Origin of the sequence: Actinokineospora sp. NBRC 105648 (assembly GCF_030269645.1) — a bacterium.
Taxonomy (GTDB): domain Bacteria; phylum Actinomycetota; class Actinomycetes; order Mycobacteriales; family Pseudonocardiaceae; genus Actinokineospora.
This window is the reverse complement of record NZ_BSTR01000001.1, coordinates 151611-175767: the sequence shown is the minus strand read 5'-3', so window position 1 is coordinate 175767 and position 24157 is coordinate 151611. Positions and strand designations below refer to the sequence as shown.

The window sequence follows — 24157 nt, the reverse complement described above, 5'->3', positions numbered from 1 at the left end:
CACACGCGTCACGCGCCCGGGTTGTCGAAAGCGGACTGGATCAGGGCGTCGACGTCCATCAGGTCGATCTCGGCCGCCGACTCGGCGGGCGGGGCGGGGTCGGCGGGGTCAGTGGTGGCGGCGGTGAGTCCCGCCAGCGAGCGCAGCACGTCCAGGACGCCCGCCTCGCGCAGGCGGGCGATCGGCAGCTCGGCCAGCGCGCGGCGCAGCTCGGCCTCGGCGGGGTCGGGGGTGGCGGCGAGCAACTCGGTGCCCAGGTGCGCGGCCAGGGTGACCGGGGTCGGGTAGTCGAAGATCAGCGCGGTCGGCAGCGGCAGCCCGGTGGCCTCGGCGAGCCGGTTGCGGATCTCCACGGCGGTCAGCGAGTCGAAGCCCAGGTCGGCGAAGCCCGCCCGGGCCGGGACGGCGGCGGCACCGTCGTGGCCGAGCACCGCGGCGGCCTGCCCGCGGACCAGGTCGAGCAGCGCCCGCTCACGGTCCACATCAGACATTCCGGTCAGGTCGACGGCGAGGTCGGTGAGCCCGTCGGGCTGCTCCTCCTTGCGGAAGGCGGCCAGCAGCGGGCTGGGCCGGGCGCTGGTGAACGCGGGCACGAACCGCTCCCAGTCGACGTCGGCGACGGTCACGCACGGCTGGTTCCCGGCGAGGGCGGCACCGAGCGCGGCCACCGCCCGGCCCGGCGCCATCGGCCGCAGCCCGCGTTCACGCAGGTACGCCTCGGCTTCGCCCGCCGCGAGGCCGGCGCCCGCCCACGGGCCCCACGCGATCGCGGTGACCCGGCGGCCACTCGCCCGGCCGCGGGTGGCGAGCGCGTCGAGGAAAGCGTTTGCGGCGGCGTAGGCGGACTGGCCGCCGCTGCCCCAGACGCCCGCGATGGAGGAGAACAGGACGAGTTCGGCGTCCGGCAGGAGCTCGTCGAGGTGACGGGCGCCGAGCACCTTGGCCCGCTGGTCCTCGGCGAACGTGGCCGGGTCGGTGTCGGCGATCGGGGTGGTACCCGCGATCCCGGCGGCGTGGATGACGACAGCGGGCCGGTACTCGACCAACCGCTCCACCGCCGCGCGGTCGGCGACGTCGCAGGCAACCACGTCCACGCGGATGCCCAGGTCGGCGACGAAGTCCTTGATGCCGGGGGCGTCTTGGCCGCTGCGGCTCGCCAGGATGAGGTGGGTGGCGCCGCGGCTGACCAGCCAGCGGGCGACGTGCCTGCCCAACGCCCCGGTACCACCGGTGACCAGCACCGGACCGATTGGTGTCCACTGTGGACCGGATGGCCGCTCGGCCCGGACCAGGCGCCTGCCCAGGGCCCTGCCGTCCCGCAGGGTGACCTGGTCCTCACCCCCGGTGAGAATCCGTGGCAGCGCGCGGAGATCACCGTCGAGGTCGACCAGCCCACCCCATTGGCGGGGTTGCTCGAGCGCGGCGACTCGGCCGAGGCCCCAGACCTGGGCCTGGTCGGGATCGCTCGCGGCGGAGCGGGTCGTGGACCAGACCGGCGCGTTGGCGGTCTTCAGCACCCGCAGGACAGTCGCCGCGTCAGCGGGCAGGACCAAGACACCGTCAGCTTCGGTAGTGGCGACAGCGTCGATCGAGGTGGGCACCGCATCAATGCCCTCGACTCGGAGTGCGTCGAGGACTTCGGGCTCGCCTTCCCCGACCACCAGCCACTTCCCGCGCGCCGGCGCGCCGGGAGTGATCTCGGTCCATTCGGCGCGGTAGAACCAGGAGTCCTCGGCCTCGGGTTCGGCCGTGAGCCAGTAGTGGGTGCGGTCGAAGGCGTAGGTGGGCAGGGTCGCGCGCGGGCCGTCGCCCACGACGGCGGCCCAGTCGACTTTGGCGCCGTGGACGAACGCCGTGGCCAGGGCCTTGAGCACCGTGGTCGGCTCGTCGCGGTCGGCTCGCAGGGTCGGCACCGCGACGATCTCTCGACCGTCGAGGCACTGCTGGGCGAGCGCCGTGAGCGTGCCGTCGGGCCCTAGTTCGACCAGCGTGGTGACACCCGCGTCCGGCAGCTGCGCCACCGCGTCGGCGAAGCGGACGGTCGAGCGGACCTGACCCACCCAGTACTCCGGGGTGTCGATCTCGCCCGCGGCCGTCGTGGTGATCGGGATGGCGGGTGAGTGATAGGCCACTCCGGCCGTGACCTGGGCGAACTCGGCGAGCATCGGGTCCATCAAGTGCGAGTGGAACGCGTGCGAGACCGTCAGCCGCTTGACCTTGCGGCCCTCCGCGCGCAGCTGCGACTCCAGCGCGGCCACGGCGTCCTCGGCGCCGGACACCACCAGAGACCGCGGGTCGTTGACCGCCGCCAAGTCCACGCCGTCCGGCAGTTCCAGGCTTTCCGCCTCCACGGCCAGCATCGCGCCGCCCGTGGGGAGCGCCTGCATCAAGCGGCCTCGGGCGCGGACCAGCGTGCACGCGTCGTCGAAGGAGAGCACCCCGGCGACGTGCGCGGCGGCCAGCTCGCCGATCGAGTGGCCGACGAGGTGATCGGGCACCAAGCCCCAGGACTCGACGAGCCGGTAGAGCGAGACCTGCAGCGCGAACAGCGCGGCCTGGGTGTGCTGGGTCTGGTCGATGGCGGTGTCGTCGAACGGAACGCGCTCGCGGATGGCGTCGAAGGTCGCGCGGAAGACCGGGAACTGCTCGCGCAGCTGACTGCCCATGCCCGCGCGCTGCGATCCCTGGCCGGTGAACAGGAAAGCTGTTCGACCGGGTGTGGCGACCCCCTCGGCGGCCGGTGTGGCAAGCAGGTTCTCGGCACCGAGGAAGACCGCCCGGTGGGGCAGATCGGCACGGGTTGCGACCAGCGCGCGGGCAACCTCAATGGGCGGAGCATCCACCTCGGCGAGCCGCTTCACCTGTTCCCGCAACGCATCCGCTGATCCGGCCGAGACCGGCCACGGGATGACCGGGGGTGTCGGCGCCGCCGCGCGCTCGACCGGCGGCACCGCGGGCGCTTCCTCGATGATCGTGTGCACGTTGGTCCCGCTGACGCCGAACGACGAGACGCCTGCGCGGCGCGGGCGGTCCGTGCGCGGCCAGGCGCGCGGCTCGGTCAGCAGGGCGACGTTGCCGGTGCTCCAGTCGATGTGCGGGGAGGGTTGCTCGGCGTGCAGCGTCTTGGGCAGGGTGTCGTGGCGCATCGCCTGGACGACCTTGATGATGCCCGCGACACCGGCGGCGGCTTGCGCGTGACCGATGTTGGACTTGAGGGATCCCAGCCACAGCCGGGTTTCCCGGTCCTGCCCATAGGTGGCCAGGAGGGCTTGGGCCTCGATCGGGTCGCCGAGCGTGGTACCGGTGCCGTGCGCCTCGACAACGTCCACATCGGACGTCGTGAGACCGGCCCGGCGCAACGCCTGGCGGATGACGCGCTGCTGCGCCGGGCCGTTGGGCGCGGTGAGCCCGTTGGACGCGCCGTCCTGGTTGACCGCGCTTCCCCGCACCACGGCCAAAACCTCGTGACCGCGTTCGATCGCGTCGGACAGTCGCTCGACCAGCAGCATCCCGACGCCCTCGGACCACCCGGTGCCGTCGGCGTCGGCGGAGAAGGACTTGCAGCGCCCATCGGCGGCGAGGCCCTGTTGGCGGGAGAACTCGGTGAACATCCCGGGCGTCGCCATCACGGCCACACCGCCGGCGAGTGCCATCGTGCACTCCCCCTCGCGCAACGCCTGCACCGCCCAGTGCAGCGCGACGAGGCTGCTCGAACACGCGGTGTCGACGGTGACGGCCGGGCCTTCCAAGCCGAAGAAGTAGGACAGCCTGCCGGACGCGACGCTGGTCGCGGCACCGGTCATCCGGTGGCCCTCGACCTCGGCGGCCGCGATGTCCGCGCCGTACAGTGAGGCGGCGGCGCCGATGAACACACCGGCCTGGGTGCCGCGCACCGACAGCGGGTCGATGCCCGCCCGTTCGAAGACCTCCCAGGCGGCCTCGAGCAGGAGCCGCTGCTGCGGGTCCATGGCCAGCGCCTCGCGCGGCGAGATGCCGAAGAGGGTGGCGTCGAAGGCGCCCGCGCTGTCGAGGAACCCACCGGTGCGGGCGTAGGTGCTACCGGGCTTTCCGTTGTCGAACAACGTGTTCAGGTCCCAGCCGCGGTCGGTCGGGAACGCCCCGACAGCGTCGACCCCGTCCGCGGCGACCCGCCACAGCGCCTCGGGTGAGTCGATGCCACCGGGGAAGCGGCAGCTCATCGCGACGATGGCGATCGGCTCGTCGGTGCGGCGGTCGCTCGCCTCCGCCGCCACCGGGCGTCGTGGCTCGGTCAGCGCGTGCAAGTGGACGGCGAGGGCGGCGGGAGTCGGGTGGTCGAAGACGAGCGTGGCGGGCAGCCGCAGGTCGGTGGCCGCGCCGAGCCGGTTGCGCAGCTCGACGGCGGTGAGCGAGTCGAAGCCCAGCTCGGTGAACGAGCGCTCGGGGTCCACTGTGGAATGGCCGAGCACGGCGGTCACCTCGGCCCGGATCAGCTCGGTCAGCGACCGAACGGTCCGACCCGCCTCGATCCGCCGGGCGGGTGCGGCTCGACGCACCGGAGCCTTGGTCAGCCCGCTGAGCACCACCGGAACGTCGCCGCGGAGCCGGGTGAGGTCGAGGTTCGCCGGGACGAGGTGCGCGCGGCCGGCGGTGATGGCGGCGTCGAACAGGGCGAGGCCGCCCGCGTCGGAGAGCGGGGCGCCGAGTCGGGTGGCGCGATCGCGGTCGGCGGTGTCGCTGATCTCGCTCGCCCGGTCCCACAGCCCCCACGCCAGCGCGACGGCGGGCAGGCCCCGGGCGACCCGGTGCTGGGCCAGCGCGTCGAGCTGGGCGTTGGCGGCGGCGTAGTTGCCCTGGCCGGGGGTGCCGAGGGTGGCGGCGACCGAGGAGTAGAGGACGAACAGGGCGAGGTCGTGGCCCTGGGTCAGCTCGTGCAGGTTGCGAGCGGCGACGACCTTGTCGTCAACGGCATGAAGTTGCTGCTGTGTAAGGGTTTCGATCACACCGTCGGCGACGGTTCCCGCGGCGTGCACCACGGCGGTGAGCGTCCGGCCCGCGATGACCTCGGCGAGCGCGGCGCGGTCTGCGGCGTCGCAAGCGATGACCTCGACGGTCGCGCCGAGCGCGGTGAGGTCGTCGGCCAACTCCGCCGCACCGGGGGCGTCGGGGCCGCGCCTGCTGATCAGGACGAGGTTCGTCGCACCGTGCGCGGTGACGAGGTGGCGGGCCAAGAGACCCCCGAGGGACCCGGTGCCACCGGTGATCAGCACTGTCCCTTGTGGATCTATCGGTCGGGTGACGGTGAGCACGTTCTTACCGATGTGCTTGGCCTGGGCGACATGCCGGAACGCGGAACTCGCGTCCCCGATGTCCCATGCGCGGACCGGCGGCACGGCGAGCGCGGATTCGTCGAACAGGCGCACCACCTCGGCGAGCATCTCGGCGAGGCGGTCCGGACCCGCCTCCCAGAGGTCGAACGCGCGGTAGCCGGGAATGCCGTCGCGCAGGTCGGCCTTGCCCATCTCGATGAACCGCCCACCCGGCCTCAGCAGGCTCGCGCTCGCGTCGATGAACTCACCGGCCAAGGCGTTCAGCACGACGTCCACCTGCGGGAACCGCTCGGCGAACGCGAGATCGCGGGAGGAGGCGAGGTGGTCGTCGGCGAGACCGGTGGCGGGCCACTTGGCCGGGCTCGCGGTGCCGTAGACCTCCGCGCCGAGGTGTCGCGCGACCTGGACGGCGGCCATCCCGACCCCACCGGCGGCGGCGTGGACGAGCACGCGTTCACCTGGCCGGACGCACGCGAGGTCGACCAGCGCGTAGTAGGCGGTGAGGAACGCCATCGGGACCGCGGCGGCCTCGGCGAACGACCAGCCGTCGGGAATCGGCGCGAGCAACCGGTGGTCGACTGTCGCTTGTAGACCAAATCCGGCGCCGAGCAGACCGAACACGCGGTCCCCCGGCCGCAGGCCGGTCACCTCCCGGCCGACCTCGGTGACCACGCCCGCGCCCTCGGAGCCCAGGTCAGCGGCCTCCGGGTACTCGCCGAGCGTGATGAGCACGTCCCGGAAGTTGACCCCGGCGGCGCGCACGGCGAGACGGACCTGGGTCGGGGCGAGCGGAGCTTCGACGACGGGGGTGTGGTCGAGTTCGGTGAGGGTGCGACCGCCGGGGGTCAGGTACCAGGGCGTGACCGGGGGCGGTGTCGGACGGAAGCGGGCAAGCCTGGGGACCAAGACTTGACCGTCGCGGATGGCGGCCTGCGGTTCGCCGTGGGCGGCGCTCGGCGGCAGGGTGTCGTCGGTGTCGAGGAGGGTGAACCGGCCGGGCTGCTCGGACTGGGCCGAACGAACGAGCCCCCAGATCGCGGCCGTCGCCGGATCGGTGATGTCGTCACCAGGGATCGCGGCAACGGCCCCTCGGGTGAGGACCACGAGGTCTCCGCCGCCTCGCACGGCGGTCAACGCCTCGTCCACAGTGGACGGCTCGACCACGGCGAGCCCGATCTGGGTGGCAGCGGGCGGGACCGGCACCCACTGGACCTCGAACAACGAGTCCGGGCGGGTCGCGGCGGTCACCCGGAGGGTCACCGAGTCGATCGTGAGCACCAGTGCGCCATCGGCGTCGACCGCCCGCACGGCGATCGTGTCCGGGCCGATGGGGGCGAGACGCACCCGCAGCTCGGTGGCCCCGGTCGCGTGCAGCCGGACACCCGACCAGGAGAACGGCACCCGGGCCACCCCGTCGCCAACCGCCCCGTCACTACCAACGCTGCTACTGCCCACAACGGCGATCGCTTGCAGGGCGGCGTCGAGGAGCGCCGGGTGCACCCCGAAGTCACCCGCGTCCGGCCGCCCCGGCAACCCCACCTCGGCCCAGGCAGATCGTTCAACAATTCTACGTGAGGACAAGTGAACATCAGGATTGTTCACAGGTTGAACTGGTGAATCGTCCAACCAGACAGCGCGGAGTCCCTGGAAGAGCGGGCCGTAGTCCAGACCGGCGGCCGACAGCCTGGAGTAGTGATCGCCCAGGTCGACGGAGTCCGCGGTGTCGAGCGACCAGGTCTCGGCGGCGGCGTGCTCGGTCGGGTTGTCCGCGGCGAGGGTGCCGGACGCGTGATGGGTCCAGGGTCCGTCGCCGGCACGGGAGTGGATCGTCAGGGCAGCGTCGGCGACGGTGACCTGGAGTTCGACGGCGCCACGCTCGGGCAGGGCGAGCGGCGCGTGCAGAGTCAGCTCGTCCACGACCGGTCGGGCGACGAGGTGACCCGCGTGCAGGGCGATGTCCAGCAACGCCGTGCCGGGAACAACAGCCGTGCCGTGCACGCGGTGCTCACCCAGCCACGGGTGGGTCGCCAGCGAGAGCCTCCCGGTGAGGACGAGCCCGTCACCACTCGCCGGGGTGAGAACGGCGGCTAGCAACGGGTGACCCGCCGAACGCAAACCCGCCGAGGTCACGTCGCCTGTGGGCGGGACGTGCTGCCAGTAGCGCTCCCCCTGGAACGGGTAGGTGGGCAGGTCGACATGCCCACCACCACCCCACGGCTGGAACACGGCGGCCCAGTCCGGGGTCGCGCCGTGCACGTAGGCGTGTGCCAGCGCGGTGAGCGCGGTCTCGACCTCGTCGCGGTCACGGCGCAGCAGCGGGGTGCTGTCCTCGACCAGCGCGGACAGGGCACCGTCGGGGCCGAGTTCGAGGTACGTGGCGTCACGGTCGGCCACGGCGTCAGCGAAACGGACGGGTTCGCGGACTTGGCGCACCCAGTAGTCCGGGGTGTCGATGTCGCCCGAGGCCGTGGTGGCGATCGGGATGCGCGGGGCGTGGTAGGTCAACCCGGCCGCGACCTGCGCGAACTCGGCGAGCATCGGGTCCATCAAGTGCGAGTGGAACGCGTGCGAGACCGTCAGCCGCTTGACCTTGCCGCCCTCGGAGCGCAGCTGCGACTCCAGCGCGGCCACGGCGTCCTCGGCGCCGGACACCACCAGCGACCGTGGACCGTTGACCGCCGCGAGATCAACACCTGCGGGCAGGTCGACCTCGTCGGCCTGGACGGCCAGCATCGCGCCGCCGGGCGGGAGGGCCTGCATCAGCCTGCCACGGGCCGACACCAGGGCACAGGCGTCGTCCAGCGACAGCACCCCGGCCACGTGCGCGGCGGCCAACTCGCCGATCGAATGTCCAATGAGGACGTCCGGGACGACGCCCCACGACTCGAGCAGCCGGAACAGCGCCACTTCCAGCGCGAACAGCCCCGCCTGCGTGTAGACCGTCTGGTCCAGGTCCCCGCCCGAGCCGAAGACGACCTCGGCCAGCGGTCGGTCGAGTTCGACCAGCGCGCACACCGCGTCGAAGGACTCGGCGAACACCGGGAAGGTGGCGTGCAGGACACGCCCCATGCCCACGCGCTGGGAACCCTGACCGGTGAACAGGAACGCGATCGGGCGACCCGGGCGCGCCGTTCCCCGCACCACCCCAGGACCGCTCGTCCCGGCCGCCAACGCCGCGAGCCCCGGCACGCCGGACAACACAACCGCGCGGTGGCTCAACGCCGCTCGACCGGTGGCGAGCGTGCGGCCGACATCAACCGCAGACCGCAGTTCACCTGACAGCGCCGTGGCCAACTGCCCGGCCCGCGCCGTGAGCGCGAGCGGCGTGTGCGCGGACAACGGCCAGAAGGCCGGGCCGTCGATGGGCTCGGGGGTCGAAGACATCGGCGGGTCGCCGATGATCACGTGGGCGTTCGTGCCGCTGATGCCGAACGCGGAAACCGCCGCACGACGGGGATTCGCGCGCTTGGGCCACGGGCGGGGATCAGCGAGCAGCTCCAAAGCGCCCGTCGACCAGTCTACATGCGACGACGGCGACTCGGCGTGCAGCGAGGCGGGCAGCACCCCGTGGCGCAGGGCCAGCACCGCCTTGATCACCCCGGCCGCGCCCGCCGCCGCCTGGGTGTGCCCCAGGTTCGACTTCACCGAGCCCAGCCACACCGGGTCGACGCGGTCCTGGCCGTAGGTGGCCAGCAGCGCCTCGGCCTCGATCGGGTCGCCCAGCACGGTGCCGGTCCCGTGTGCCTCCACGACGTCCACATCGGACGAACGGAGCCCCGCCGAGGCCAGCGCCGCCCGGATGACGCGCTGTTGCGATGGGCCGTTCGGCGCGGTGAGGCCGTTCGACGCCCCGTCGGAGTTCACCGCCGAGCCCTCGACGACCGCGAGCACCGGGTGCCCGTTGCGCCGGGCGTCGGAGAGGCGCTCCACCAACAACACACCGACGCCCTCGCCCCAGGCGGTGCCGTCAGCGTTGTCGGAGAACGGTTTGCAGCGGCCGTCAGCGGCGAGGCCGCGCTGACGGCTGAACTCCACGAACGCGCCGGGTGTCGCCATCACGGTCACACCAGCCGCGAGCGCCAGCGTGCACTCCCCGTGGCGCAACGCCTGTGCGGCCAGGTGCAAGGCCACCAACGCCGATGAACACGCCGTGTCCACGGTCAGCGCGGGCCCCTCCAGCCCGAACGCGTAGGCGACCCGCCCGGACATCACACTGGCCGCGCCGCCGGTCGCGACATGCCCCTCCGGCACGTCGACCGCGAGGGTCAACCGCGTGTAGTCCTGACCGTTGGTCCCGGCGAACACACCGGTCCGCGAGCCACGCAGAGAACGGGGATCAATGCCCGCCCGCTCGAAGACCTCCCAAGTGGTCTCCAGCAGCAACCGCTGCTGCGGGTCCATCGCGACGGCCTCGCGCGGCGAGATGCCGAACAGGTCCGCGTCGAACCGGTCGGCCGCAGTGAGGAACGCACCCCGGTCGACGTAGGAGGTGCCGGGGTGGTCCGGATCGGGGTGGACCAGTGTGTCGAGGTCCCAGCCGCGGTCGGTGGGGAACGGCCCCAGCACGTCCCGGCGTTCGACCAGGAGCTCCCACAGCTGCTCGGGACTGTCGATCCCACCCGGGAAACGGCAGCTCATACCCACGATGACCACCGGGTCGTCGGTCACCGCGACCGGCGCCGGCACATCGTCCACTGTGGAATCACCGACGAGGTGCGCGGCGAGCGCCATGGCGGTCGGGAAGTCGAACACGACCCCGGCCGGAAGCCGGAGACCGGTGGCGGTCACCAGCCGGTCCCGCAGCTCGACCGAGGTCAGCGAGTCGAAGCCCAGATCGGCGAACGCCCGGTCCGGCGCGACCCGGTCCGCCGAGTCATGCCCCAGCGCCGCGGCGGCCTCGGTGCGGACCAGGGTGATCGCGGCGCGCAAGCGCTCGGCCACGGGGAGGTCCGCGAAGGGGCTCGAACCAGCAACCCTTCGATTAACAGTCGAATGCAGCATCAAAGCGGAGAGCAGCGGGCTGGGCCGGGCAGCGGTGAAAGTCGCGCCGAAGCGGTCCCAATCGACCTGGGCCACGGTAACAGCCGTCTCGCCGTGGTCGACCGCCTGGGCCAGGGCCGCGATGGCCCGCTCCGGCGACATCGCGGTGAGTCCGCGTTTGCGCAGGTATTCCTCGCCGTCCTCGGCCGCGAGCATGCCCGACCCCGCCCACGGCCCCCACGCCACCGAGGTGGCGGCCAGGCCCAGTGCGCGACGGTGCTCGGCGAGGCCGTCGAGGTAGGCGTTCGCGGCGGAGTAGGCGGCTTGGCCGCCGCTGCCCCAGGTGCCCGCGATCGACGAGAACAGCACGAAAGCGTCCACGTCCGGGCACAGCTCGTGCAGGTTCGCCGCGCCGGTCACCTTGGCGTGCAGAACTTCCGCGAGGTGATCGGCCGTGGTCTCGACCAGCGGGGACGCGCCGATGACACCGGCGGTGTGCACCACGGCGGTGATCGGGTGCTCAGCCAGCAACGCGGCCAGCGCGTCCCGGTCGGCGACATCGCAGGACACCGCGACAGCCTCGGCGCCCAAAGCGGTCAGCTCGGCGACGAGCTCGGCCGCGCCGGGGGCGTCCGGACCGCGCCTGCCCGCCAGCACGATCTTCGCCGCCCCACGGCCCGCCAGCCACCGGGCGACGTGCCCACCCAGCGCACCCGTCCCGCCGGTCACCAGGACAGTGCCCGGTTGCCACGGTCGCGCGCCCGCGGGTTTGGCCGCCCGGCGCAGCCTGCGGCCGAACGCACCGGTCTCACGGACGGCCACCTGGTCTTCGTCGCCGCTCAGGACGCTCCGAAGCAGGCGCGCGTCATCCACAGTGGACGGTAGGTCGATCAGGCCGCGCCACTGCGGCAGCTCCAGGGCCGCGACCCGCCCCAGGCCCCACACCGCGCTCGCGGTCGGGTCGGGGACATCACTCGCGGCAACGGCCACCGCACCCCGCGTGATACCCCACACCGGGATGTCAAGACCGACCACGTGCAGCAGATCTTCAGGTCGTTCAGCCAGACAGAGCACGCCATCGGCGTCGATCGGGGCACCGAACCGGACACCGACCGCGTCCAGCACCTCGGCCAAGTCGGCTGGTACGACGCCGTCGGCGCTGAGCACAGCCCACCGGCGCCGCTCGCCCGCGACCTCAGGCAAGCGCTCCCACTCGACGACATACCGATCCAGGTCCACAGTGGACCGCCCAGCCGCGTCCAGCCAGAACCGCCGCCGCTGGAACGGGTACACCGGCAGGTCGACCCGTCGACCACCCCACGGCGCGACCACGGCCGACCAGTCGACCTCGGTGCCGTGCACGTGCGCGGTGGCCACGGCGTGCAGCAGCGCGGCAGGCTCCGGTCGATCGACCCGCAAGGCCGGGGCGAAGACACCTTCGCCGCCCTGCCGCGCCAACGCGGTCAACGTGCCGTCCGGGCCCAGCTCCAGCATCGTGGTGACCCCGGCCGTGCGCAGTCCGTCAATGGCATCGGCGAACCGCACGGTCTCGCGGACCTGGCGCACCCAGTAGTCCGGCGTGTCGATCTCGCCGGAGGAGGTGGTGAAAATCGGGATGCGTGGCGCCCGGTAGGTCAGACCGGCCGCGACCTGCGCGAACTCGGCGAGCATCGGCTCCATGCGGTGCGAGTGGAACGCATGCGACACCGTCAGGCGCTTGACCCGCACGCCGTCGGCCCGCAGTTCTGACGCCAGCGCGACGATCGGCTCCTCGTCCCCTGAGAGCACCAGCGACCGCGGGCCGTTCACCGCCGCCAGGTCCAACCCTGCGGGCAGCTCGACCTCGTCCGCTTCGACGGCCAGCATGGCGCCACCTGTGGGAAGCGCCTGCATGAGCCGACCACGGGCGCGGACCAGCGTGCACGCGTCGTCCAGCGACAGCACCCCGGCGACGTGCGCGGCGGCCAGCTCGCCGATGGAGTGACCTGCCAGCGCGGTGGGTCGCAGTCCCCACGACTCCACGAGCCGGAAGAGGGCGACCTCAAGCGCGAACAGCGCGGCTTGGGCGTTGACGGTCTGGTGGATCTTGTCGTCGTCGGCGAACCCGACCCGGGCGCGGATCTCGTCGTGGGCGTTGGCGAAGGTCGGGAACGCGGCCCGGAGCTCGTGGCCCATGCCCGGCCGCTGGGAGCCCTGGCCGGTGAACAGGAACGCGAGCTTGCCCGGCACCGCGACGCCGGTGACCAGGTCGGCCGCGGAATGCCCGGCGGCCAACGCGGTCACCGCGTCGGCACTGAAGGCGACGGCTCGGTGGTCGAGGACCGCCCGTGTGGTGGCCAGGGAGTGCGCGAGGTCCAGCGGGTCCATGTCGAGGTCTCGCAGCTCGGCGGCGCGGGCGTGCAGGGCTTCGGGCCCACGAGCGGAGATCACGAACGGCAGCACCGGCGGCGCGACCCGGTGGGCCGCCACCGATTCGACAATCGGCGCCTGTTCGATGACCGTGTGCACATTGGTGCCGCTGATACCGAACGACGAGACGGCCGCACGGCGAGGACGGTCGGTCATGGGCCAGTCACGCGGTTCGGAGAGCAGCCGTACAGCACCGGTCGACCAGTCCACATGGGACGAAGGCGTATCCGCGTGCAGTGTCTTGGGCAGGATGCCGTGCCGGATGGCCTGCACCATCTTGATCAGGCCCGCCATGCCGGAGGCGGCCTGGGCGTGGCCGATGTTGGACTTGAGCGAGCCGAGCCACAGCGGCTCGGCCCGGTCGGCGCCGTAGGTCGCCAAGAGCGCCTGCGCCTCGATGGGGTCGCCCAGCCGGGTGCCGGTGCCGTGCCCCTCCACAGCGTCCACATCGGACGGAACCAGGCCCGCGTTGGCGAGCGCCTGCCGAATGACCCGTTGCTGGGACGGGCCGTTGGGCGCGGTGAGGCCGTTGGACGCGCCGTCGGAGTTGACCGCGCTGCCCCGCACCACGGCCAGGATCTCCCGCCCCTGGGCCAGCGCGTCGGAGAGCCGCTCGACGAGGATCACCGCGACCCCCTCCGACCAGCCGGTACCGTCGGCGGACTCGGCGAAGGCCTTGCAGCGGCCGTCGGTGGCGAGGCCACCCTGGCGCGCGAACTCGGTGAACGCGGCTGGGGTCGGCATCACGGTGACGCCGCCCGCGAGCGCCAAGGTGCACTCGCCCTGACGAAGTGCCTGCGCGGCGAGGTGAAGGGCGACCAGGCTGCTGGAGCACGCGGTGTCGACGGTGAGCGCGGGCCCTTCGAGGCCCAGCGTGTAGGCGACTCGACCGGAGATCACACTGTTGGCGCTGCCGGTGAGCAGGTGGCCCGCCACCTCGTCCGGCGTGTCGGACCCGAGGCCGTAGCCGGAGTTGGACGCGCCGACGAACACACCGGTTTGGCTGCCGCGCAGCGAAGTCGGGTTGACGCCCGCGCGTTCGAGCAGCTCCCAGCACGCCTCCAGCAGCACCCGCTGCTGCGGGTCCATCGCCGTGGCTTCCCGGGGCGAGATGCCGAACAGCTCGGCGTCGAAGCCGGTCGCGTCGTGCACGAAACCGCCCAGTGCGGCGAAGTCCGCGCCAGTGACGTCCCAGCCGCGGTCGGTCGGGAACGCGGAGATGCCGTCCGCACCGGCCGAGACGAGGTCCCACAGGTCCTGCGGCGACCGGACGCCGCCAGGGAGCCTGCACGCCATGCCCACGATGGCGATCGGTTCGGTCGTGGCCACCGCCACCGGAGCGGCGACCGGGGCGGCGTCCCCGCCGAGCAGGACCACCAGGTGAGTGGCCAGTGCCGTGGCCGTGGGGTGGTCGAACGCCGTGGTCGTCGGCAGCGCCAGTCCGGTGGCCTCGGCCAGGCGGTTGCGCAGTTCCACGGCGGTGAGCGAGTCGAAGCCCAGGTCGGCGAACGCGATGCCGGGATCGACCGGCGTCCGGTGGCCCAGCACCGCGCCGACAGCCTTGGTCACCAGGTCGAGCAGCGTGACCTGGAACTCCACAGTAGACAGTTCGAGCAACCCCGCGTCGGCTTCGCGGTGCTCCTCCGGGGCCACCAGGGACAGCAGCGGACTCGGCCGGGTCGAGGTGAACACCGGCGCGAAGCGGGACCAATCGACATCGGCGACCGTGACGCACGCCGCCGGATCGACCACGGCGGCATCGAGGGCGGTGATCGCCAACGCGGGCGCCAGCGGGCGGAGACCTCGTTTGCGCAGGTAGTCGGCGGCGTCGCCACGTGCTGCCATGCCCGCGTCGGCCCACGGGCCCCAGGAGACCGAGGTCGCCCGGCGCCCCTGGGCCCGGCGGCGCTCGGCCAGCGCGTCGAGGTGGGCGTTGCCCGCCGCATAGCCCGCCTGGTTGGCACTGCCCCAGACGCCCGCGATCGACGAGAACAGGACCAGCTCCGCGTCGGGCAGCAGTTCATCGAGGTTGTCGGCCGCGTCCACCTTGGCGCGCAGGACATCTGTGAGTCGCTCGGGAGTTAGGGCGGCGATCGCGACGTCGTCGGTGACACCCGCCGCGTGCACGACCGCAGCGATGTCCTCGTCCGTCAACAACTCGGCCAATGCCGCCCGATCGGCGACATCGCAAGCCACGACATCCACGAGCGCGCCGAGGGCGACCAACTCGACGCGGAGGGCTTCAGCGCCGGGCGCGTCAAGGCCGCGCCTGCTGGTGAGGATCAAGTGCGGGGTACCCCGCGAGGCGAGGGCACGGGCGACGTGCGCGCCCAGGGCCCCGGTGCCGCCGGTGATCAGGACGGTGCCATCGGGCCGCCACGGCTGGGCCGCGACCGAGTCGGCGAGGCGGAGCCTGCGGGCGTACGCGCCGAACTCACGGATCGCGACCTGGTCTTCCGAGCCGCCCAGCACCGCCGCCAAGCGGGCTGCGGCGCGCGTGTCCAAGTCGGCGGGCAGGTCCACCAGACCACCCCAGCGGTCTGGGTGCTCCAACGCGGCCACCCGGCCCAGACCCCACACCTGCGCGGCCCCTGGACGCCCTGCGGCATCCACGCAGGACACAGCGGCCCTGGTCAGCACCCACAGCGGTGCCTCGGCCGCGTGGACGAGCGCGAGCACCTCGGCGAGGTCCGGCTCGACGGCGACCACCCCGGCCAGACCGGGAACGGGCTCTTCGACGACCTCGACACCGGCCGAGCGCAGCGCCTTCGCGACTCGCGCGTCCGTGACCAGCCAGGTCCCGGTGGCGGGGGTGGCGGCCTCGACCGACACCCAGGAAACCTGGTAGCGCCAAGAGTCCACAGTGGCCTGAGACTGGCGGCCCTTCCGCCAGGTGGCCAGCGCGGGCAGCACGGCGTCGATCCCCGCCGTCGACAGGTCGAGCGTGGTCGCGAGGGTGGTGACGTCACCGGCGTCGACAGCCGCCCAGAACAGGGCCTCGGCCGGGTCGGCGGTGAACTCAGGGACCTCTGAGACCTCTGGGGCAATGTCGAGCCAGAACCGCTCGCGCTGGAACGCGTAGGTGGGCAGGTCGACGCGCCTGCCGCCGGGCGTGAGGGCGCGCAGGTCCAGCGGGGCGCCACGAGTGTGCGCGGCGGTGACGGCGGCGAGCAGCGTCTCAACCTCCGCACGCCCCGCGCGCAGCGTCGGGATGCCGTGGTCGACCAAGGCGGACAGAACGCCGTCGGGACCAAGCTCGAGGTAGGTGCCGACGCTGGCACGGGACACCGCGTCGGCGAACCGGACCGTGCCGCGGACCTGGCGCACCCAGTAGTCCGGCGACGTCGGGTCACCATCCGAAGTGGACAAAATCGGGATCGACGGTGAGTGGTAGGTCAGACCGGCCGCGACCCGTGCGAACTCGTCGAGCATCGGGTCCATGCGGTGCGAGTGGAACGCGTGGGACACCGCGAGCCGCTTGACCTTGCGCCCCTCGCCGCGCCACTGGACCTCCAGGGCGGCGATCACGTCCTCGTCGCCCGACACCACCAGTGACCGGGGTCCGTTCACCGCGGCCAGGTCGACTCCGGCGGGCAGGTCGAGCCCGTCAGCTCCGTCGGCCTCGACCGCCAGCATCGCACCGCCCGTGGGCAACGCCTGCATCAGGCGGGCGCGGGCGGAGACCAGGGCGCAGGCGTCGTCCAGTGACAGGATCCCGGCGACGTGCGCGGCGGCCAGCTCGCCGACCGAGTGTCCGATGAGGACATCCGGCACCAGGCCCCAGGACTCCAGCAGCCGGAACAGCGCCACCTCGAGCGCGAACAGCGCGGGCTGCGCGTCGCCGGTCTGGTCGAGAGCGTCGCCGAAGTCGACGCGCGCTCGGATCTCGTCGTACGCCGAGGCGAATACCGGGAACGCCGCGTGAAGCTCCGTCCCCATCCGCGCGCGCTGCGAACCTTGACCGGTGAACAGGAACGCCACACCCGTGGACGCGCGCCCCCCGGTACCGGGCGTCAGACCCGCCAGCACATCTTCCCTGGTCAGAGCCGCGAAGGTCGTGCGGTGTGCCTGGAGTTGGCGGGCGGCAAGCGAGTGCGCGAGGTCGACCGGCCGGATGGCCGGGTCGCGCTCGACCAGCGCGCGCAGCCGTTCGACCTGGGCGGCAAGCGCTTGCGGCGAGTGCGCCGACACAGCGATCGGCACCGGGTGCGTGGGCTTGACACCTGCGGGACGCGCGGCGGCGGGCGCCTCCTCGATGATCGTGTGCACGTTCGTGCCGCTTACCCCGAAGGACGACACCCCCGCCCGGCGCGGCCGATCGCCCGCGTGCCACGGCCGCGCCGACGTCAGCAGCGACACCGCCCCGGCGGTCCAGTCGACGTGCGGTGACGGCTCGTCGACGTGCAGGGTCGCGGGCAGCAGGCCGTTGCGAAGGGCCTGCACCACCTTGATCACGCCCGCGACACCCGCGGCGGACTGGGCGTGGCCGAGGTTGGACTTCAGCGAGCCCAGCCACAGCGGCTCGGTCCGCTCGGCGCCGTAGGTCGCCAGGAGCGCCTGGGCCTCGATGGGGTCACCGAGCGCGGTACCGGTGCCGTGCGCCTCGACGGTGTCCACATCGGATGGTTTCAGTCCCGCGTTGGCCAGCGCGGCGCGGATGACGCGCTGCTGGGCGGGACCGTTGGGCGCGGTGAGGCCGTTGGACGCGCCATCCTGGTTGACCGCGCTTCCCCGCACCAAAGCCAAGATCTCGTGGCCGTTGCGCTGGGCGTCGGACAACCGCTCGACCAACAGCACGCCGACACCCTCGGACCACCCGGTCCCATCGGCGCCCGCGGCGAACGACTTGCACCGGCCGTCGACCGACAACCCCTTCTGGCGACTGAATTCCGTGAAGATCCCAGGGCTCACCATGACGGTCACGCCACCGGCCAGCGCCAGGTCGCACTCGCCGTTCCGCAACGCCTGAACGGCCAGGTGCAGCGCCACCAGACTGCTGGAACAGGCGGTGTCCACGGTGACCGCGGGCCCCTCCAACCCGAAGGTGTAGGCGAGCCTGCCGGAGGCGACGCTCGTGGAGCTGCCGGTCAGGAAGTGCCCCTCGACCCCCTCGGGCAGCCGCACGTTGACGCCGTAGCCGGAGGACGCGACACCGACGAACACCCCGGCGGAGGTGCCGCGCACCGAGCCGGGCTCGATGCCCGCCGCCTCGAACGCCGCCCAGGTGGCCTCCAGCAGCAGGCGCTGCTGGGGGTCCATCGCGGTCGCCTCACGCGGGGAGATGCCGAACAGCGCGGCGTCGAAACCCGTTACGCCGTCGAGGAACCCGCCCGCGCGGGTGTAGGTGGTGCCGACCCGCTCGGGGTCCGGGTCGTAGAGCGAGTCGAGGTCCCACCCGCGATCGGTCGGGAACGGGCCGATGACGTCGCGCCCCTCGGCGACCAACCGCCACAGGTCCCCAGGGGACTCAACACCCCCTGGATACCGGCAGCTCATGCCCACGATGGCGATCGGTTCGTCGACCCTGGTCGAGGTGGCGACCCGCGCCCGCGGAGCGGCAGCCTGGGTGTCGGGCATGAGCGAGAGCAGGTACGCGGCGAGCGCGGCCGGGGTGGGGTGGTCGAAGATCAGCGTCGCGGGCAGGCGCAGACCCGCCGCCCCCGCCAGCCGGTTGCGCAGCTCCACGGCGGTGAGGGAGTCGAACCCCAGTTCCTTGAACGGGCGGGCCGGGTCGATGCCGTCCACAGTGGAGTGACCCAGGACCGCGGCGACCTCGGTCCGGACCATGGCCACGAGCACCCGCGTCCGCTCGGCGGCGGGAAGCGCGGCCAGCCGGTCAGCCAGTGACGCGTCGGTGGCGGTGGCCGCCCGGCGGGTCTGGGTCCGGACAAGACCGCGCAGCAACGCGGGCAACGGGGTCAACCCGCGGGCGACAGCGGGGTCGAACCGGACGGGCACCGTGTGCGCGAGCGGGCTGCGCAGCACGGCGTCGAACAGGGTGAGCCCCTGCTCGGTGCTCAACGCGCCGCCGATCCGGGTGGCGCGTGCCAAGTCGGTGGTGTCGAGGCCGCCGCTGATAGCGCTGGCCTGAGCCCACAAGCCCCAGGACAACGACGACCCAGCGAGCCCACGGGCCCTGCGGTGGGCGGCGAGGCCGTCGAGCAGCGCGTTCGCGGCGGCGTAGTTGGCCTGGCCGGGTGAGCCGAACACCGATGAGGCCGAGGAGTACATCGCGAACACGGCCACGTCGCCGACCAGCTCGTGCAACGCGAGCGCGGCCTCAGCCTTGGGGCGCAGCACCGCGCTGATCCGCTCGGGGGTCAGCGCGGCCAGCACGCCGTCGTCCGCGATGCCCGCGGCGTGCACGACACCGGTGAGCGGTCGATCACGCGCGATGTCGGCCAGCAGCGCCCCGAGCGCGGTCCGGTCGGCCACGTCGCAGGCCACCACGCGGATGTCCGCGGGCAGGTCCAGCAGTTCGGCCACGCCCTGGGCGTCCGGGCCACGCCTGCTCGCCAGCACCAGGTGCCGCACGCCGTGCTCGGCGACCAAGTGCCGGACGAGCGCCGCGCCGAGGACCCCGGTACCGCCGGTGACCAGCACCGTCCCCTGTGGATCGAAGGTCTGGGGCACGGTCAGCACGTTCTTGCCGATGTGCTTGCCCTGGCCCACGAACCGGAACGCCGACGGCGCGTCCCGCAGGTCCCACGCGCGCACCGGCAGCAGCGTGAACACCCCGCGGGCGAACAGGTCGAGCACCTCGGTGAGCAGCTCCGCGAGCCGGTCCGGGCCCGCCTCGCCCAGGTCGAAGGCCCGGTAGCCGGGGATGTCGGCGCGCAGGTCGGCCTTGCCCATCTCGATGAACCGGGCGCCCGGCTTGAGCAGCCGCACGGTCGCGTCGATGAACTCGCCCGCGAGCGCGTTGAGCACCACGTCCACGGCCGGGAACCGGTCGGCGAAGCCAAGATCGCGTGAAGACGCCAGGTGGTCCGCGGGCAGGCCGGTCGCGGGCCACTTGGCCGGGCTCGCGGTGCCGTAGACCTCGGCGCCCAGGTGCCGCGCGACCTGCACGGCCGCCATGCCGACCCCACCCGCCGCCGCGTGGATGAGCACCGACTCACCCGCGCGCAGCCCGGCGAGGTCCACCAGCCCGTAGTAGGCGGTGAGGAACACCATCGGCACCGAGGCCGCCTGGGTGAACGACCACTCGCTCGGCATCAGGGCGACCATCCGCCGGTCGACCACGACCGAAGGACCGAAGCCGCCGGAGAACAGGCCGAACACCCGGTCCCCAGGCGCCAGGTCCGCGACCTCGGCACCGACCTCGACCACGACGCCCGCACCCTCGGAGCCCATGAGCGCGCGCTCCGGGTACGAGCCGAGGGCGATCAGCACATCGCGGAAGTTGAGACCGGTGGCGCGTACCGCGATCCGCACCTCGCCGGGCGCGAGCTCGCGATCCGGAACCTCGACGAGTGCCAACTCGTCGAGTGAGCCCGCGCCGGGCTCCAAACGCCAGGCCGCGCTCTCGGGCGGCACGAGGCCGGTGGCCGCGCGCGCGAGCCGGGGCGCGAGGATCTCGTTGCCGCGCAACGCGAGTTGCGGCTCGTCAAGGGCGAGGATGCCCGCGATGACGGCGTCGGTGGGCTCGGTATCGGCGTCGACCAGCAGGAACCGGCCGGGGTTCTCCGACTGCGCGGACCGCACCAGGCCACCGAGCGCGGCACCGGCGAGATCGGTGACATCGTCGCCGGGACCCGCCGCGACCGCGCCGGAGGTCAGCACGACCAGGGTGGACTCGGCGAACCGGTCGTCGTCCAGCCAGGTCCGCAGGGCCGTCAGCCCATCGACCACAGTGGACTCGACGGCGCCGGTCGGCACCCGCCAGACCACGGCGTCGGCAGGCTCCCAGTCGGCGGGTTGGGCCCGGAGTACGGTCGCCTGGCTGTCCACAAGCGACAGATGGGTCCAGTCGAGGGCGAACAGCGAGTCACTCGGCCGGACGGCCGTCGGCTTGCGCAGGCCGAGAGCGCTGACCGTCGCCACGGGCGCGCCGGTCGGGTCGGTGATGGTGAGCGCGTAGGTGTCCAGGCCCCGCGCGGTGATCCGCACGCGCAGACTGGTGGCACCGACAGCGTGCAGGGCGACCCCGGACCAGGAGAACGGCAGGCCGGCGCGAGCCGGGTCGAGGCCGGTGGGGTGCAGGGCGGCGTCGAGCAGGGCCGGGTGCAGGCCGCACCGCGCGGCGTCGCGGTGACCGGGCTCGGGCAGCTCGACCTCGGCGAACAGCTCGTCGCCGGACTGCCAGGCGGCGGTCAACCCCTGGAACAGCGGGCCGTAGCGGAAGCCCGCCTCGGCGGCGCGCTCGTAGAACCCGGTCAGGTCGACCGGCTCGGCGATCGGCGGCCAGGTCAGCGGCTCGGGCGTGATCACCGCCGGGCTCAGCACACCGTCGGCGTTCCTGATCCACTCACCCTCGTCGACCCGGGAGTGGATCTGCACCGCGCGGGTACCGTCGTCCGCAGGCGCACCCACGCTGACCTGCACCTGCGCGGTCCCGCTGAGCACCAGCGGAGCCTCGATGGCCAACTCGTCCAGGGTGGGGCAGCCCGCCTGCTCACCGGCGTGCAGGGCCAGCTCCACGAACGCGGCGCCCGGGACCAGGACGTCGCCTAGGACGCGGTGATCGGTCAACCACCCGTGGCTCGACGCGGAGAGCCGCCCGGTCAGCAGCAACCCACCGCCCGCAGCCAGCGACACGGCGGCGCCCAGCAGCGGGTGGTCGGCGGTACCGAGTCCGGCAGCGGTGACATCGGCGCGGACGGTGGCGCGCGGCCAGTAGGCGTGCCGCTCGAACGGGTAAGTCGGCAGGTCGACCCGGGTGCCACCGGGCAGTAGGGCGGTCCAGTCGGGCCGGGCACCCTGGGTGTGGACGCGGGCCAGGGCGCGCACGGCGGTCGTCGGTTCGTCACGACCCGCACGGAGCAGGGGAACACCCGTACCGACCAACGCGCTGAGCACACCATCTGGACCCAGCTCCAGACAGCGGGCACTCTCGGGCAGGCGTGCGGCGGCGTCGGCGAAACGAACAGTCTCGCGCACCTGTCGAACCCAGTAGCCGGGCGTGTCCACCGCGCCGGTCGCCGTGGCGAGCAGGGGAATCCGGGGCGGGTGGAACGTGAGCCGCTCGGCGACCCGCGCGAACTCCTCGAGCATCGGCTCCATGCGGTGCGAGTGGAACGCGTGCGAGACGGTGAGCCGCTTGACCTTCCGGCCCTCCGCGCGCCATTGGGCCTCGAGCGCGTCGATCGCGTCCTCGTCACCGGACACCACGAGCGAACGCGGACCGTTGATCGCGGCGAGGTCAACGCCCGCAGGCAAAGTGACCTCGTCGGCCTCGACCGCGAGCATGGCACCGCCAGTGGGCAACGCCTGCATCAGCCGTCCGCGAGCGGCGACCAGTGCGCACGCGTCATCGAGCGAGAGAACACCGGCGACGTGCGCGGCGGCCAACTCGCCGATCGAATGTCCCAAGAGGACGTCTGGCCGCAGGCCCCAGGACTCCAGCAGCCGGAAGAGCCCGACCTGCAGGGCGAACAGCGCCGCTTGGGCGTTGACGGTCTGGTGCACAGACTCGTCGTCGGCGAACTCGACCCGCGCGCGCACCGCGTCGACGGCAGCCGCGAACACCGGGAACTCCCGGTACAGCTCGGCACCCATCCCCGGGCGCTGGGATCCCTGACCGGTGAACAGGTACACGAGCTTGCCAGGTGTCGCGACCCCGGCCTCGCCACGTTGGGCGAGGTCGCGCCCCTGCGCCACCTCGGTCAACGCGGCGATCGCCGAAGCCCGGTCAGCCGCGACGACCACAGCCCGGTGCGGCAGCACGGCACGCCCGGTGACCAGGGAGTATGCGGTGTCGAGCAGCGCGGCGTCGGACTCCGCGAGGAACTCGGCCAACCGCGCGGCCTGGGCCCGCAGGGTGTCGGCGGTGTGACCGGACAGGGCCAGTGGCACCAGGGCGGGCGCGGGGGCGGCCGCCGCAGGCTCAGGCTCGGGGGCCTGTTCCAGGATGGTGTGGGCGTTCGTGCCGCTGACCCCGAACGAGGACACCGCCACCCGGCGCGGGCGGTCGACGGCGGGCCACGGCCGGGTCTCGGTGAGCAGCTCGACGGCACCGGCCGACCAGTCCACGTGCGACGACGGCCGATCCGCGTGCAGGGTCGCGGGCAGCACACCGTGCCGCAGCGCCTGCACCATCTTGATCACACCGGCGACACCGGCGGCGGCCTGGGTGTGCCCGATGTTCGACTTCACCGAACCCAGCCACAGCGGCGTCGCCCGGTCGCGCCCGTAGGTGGCCAGGAGCGCCTGCGCCTCGATCGGGTCACCGAGCCGGGTGCCGGTTCCGTGCGCCTCCACGGCGTCCACATCGGATGGTTCAAGCCCGGCCGAGGCTAGCGCCGCCCGGATCACCCGCTGCTGCGCGGGCCCGTTCGGCGCGGTCAGACCGTTGGACGCACCGTCCTGGTTGACCGCCGACCCTCGCACCACAGCGAGCACCTGGTGCCCGTTGGCCTGAGCGTCGGAGAGCTTCTCGACGAGCAGGACACCGACGCCCTCACCCCAGCCAGTGCCGTCAGCGCCGTCGCCGAATGCCTTGCACCTGCCGTCCGGGGCGAGCGCGCGCTGGCGGCTGAACTCCACGAACGCCGCGGGCGTGGCCATCACCGTCACACCACCGGCCAACGCCAGGGTGCACTCGCCCGAGCGCAGCGCCCGGATGGCCAGGTGCAGCGCGACCAGGCTGCTGGAGCACGCCGTGTCGACGGTGACCGCAGGCCCTTCGAGCCCGAAGGTGTAGGAGATTCGTCCGGAAAGGACACTCGCGGCGCTACCGGTCGCCAGATACCCCTCGGCGGCCTCAGGGTCGGCGGCGATGACACTGGCGTAGTCCTGGCCGTTGGTCCCCGCGAACACCCCGACCGGCTTGCCGCGCAACGACTTCGGGTCGATACCCGCCCGCTCGAAGACCTCCCAGCAGGCCTGCAGCAGCACGCGCTGCTGCGGGTCCATCGCCGTCGCCTCGCGCGGCGACACCTCGAACAGCGCGGCGTCGAACTCCGCCGCGTCGGGCAGGAAGCCGCCCTCGCGCCCGTAGCTGGTGCCCGGCACGTCCGGGTCGGGGTCGAACAGCCCGTCCAGGTCCCAGCCCCGGTCGGCCGGGAACGGGCCGATGGCGTCCGTACCCGCGGCGACCAAGTCCCACAGCTGCTCGGGGCTGCCGACCCCACCGGGGAACCGGCAGCTCATCGCCACGATCGCGATCGGTTCGGCGTCCCGCTCCTCGACCTCGCGCAGCCGCCGGTGCGCCTGGCGCAGCTCGCCGGTGACGAACTTCAGGTGGTCGAGCAGCTTCTCTTCATTCGCCATCGTCAGCGACTCCCAGCGGGGACGGC

General features: G+C 72.8%; 1 protein-coding gene. It reads right to left on the bottom strand.

The window, feature by feature from the left end; translation table 11 throughout:
- Positions 1–8: 8 nt before the first annotated feature.
- Positions 9–24131 (bottom strand): type I polyketide synthase, encoded by a 24123-nt coding sequence (locus QSK30_RS00500; protein ID WP_285498713.1) that lies wholly within the window; start codon positions 24129–24131, stop codon positions 9–11.
- Between the last annotated feature and the right edge of the window lie 26 nt (positions 24132–24157).

Bases quoted from the DNA above. Each gene is read 5' to 3' on its own strand.
- QSK30_RS00500 (WP_285498713.1), bottom strand. From the start codon at position 24,131: ATGGCGAATGAAGAGAAGCTGCTCGACCACCTGAAGTTCGTCACCGGC.